2 protein-coding genes are annotated in these 631 nt (G+C 64.7%); both read left to right on the forward strand.

What is annotated here, in order from left to right:
- Window positions 1-418: IS66 family transposase (locus M8523_RS36475; protein ID WP_282589673.1), on the forward strand; the 418-nt coding region annotated here is incomplete at its 5' end.
- Window positions 415-631 (forward strand): UPF0149 family protein (locus M8523_RS36480; RefSeq protein WP_282589674.1); only part of this gene is annotated, 217 nt, incomplete at its 3' end. The genes M8523_RS36475 and M8523_RS36480, both read left to right, overlap by 4 nt.

The following is a 631-nucleotide window of genomic DNA, read 5'->3' on the forward strand; positions in this document are numbered from 1 at the left end:
GCCGTTGGTGAGCGATCTCAAGGTGGCGTTGGAAGCGGCGTTGACCGAGATCTCGTCCAAGTCCGCCCTGGCCAAGGCGATCAAATACTCGCTCGGTCACTGGGTCGGGTTGACCGCCTTCCTGGACGACGGGCGGATCGAAGTCGACTCCAATACGGTGGAGCGGACGATGCGGCCCATTGCCCTTGGGCGCCGGAACTCACTCTTCGCCGGGAGCTGCGGCGGCGCTGAGAGCTGGGCCATTCTCGCCTCGCTCTTGCAGACGGCCCGGCTCAACGGCTTGGACCCCTACACCTGGCTGAACGACGTGCTCGAACGCGTCGTCTCGGGCGAGGTCAAGAGCCACGAGCTCGACCAGTTGCTCGCCTGGAAATGGAAGGCCCAGCGTGAGGGGCCAAACCTGGCGGCTGCGGCGTGAGACGGCCGAGGCGGGCTAGGGTTCTGTCTCTGGACCAACTGGAGTCGTGGTTCCAACACGCCGACCCGAGCCCACACTGCGGCGGCGTGTCGATGATGGACGGCTTCCTGACGGCGCTGGTCATCGGCCCAGTCTTCATCCATCCGGAAAAATGGATGTGGCACATCGTCGGCGACCATGAAAAGCGCGCCTTCATCGGAACCAAGGCCCAGG

Source organism: Lichenifustis flavocetrariae (assembly GCF_026130545.1).
Classification (GTDB): Bacteria; Pseudomonadota; Alphaproteobacteria; order Rhizobiales; family Beijerinckiaceae; genus Lichenihabitans; species Lichenihabitans flavocetrariae.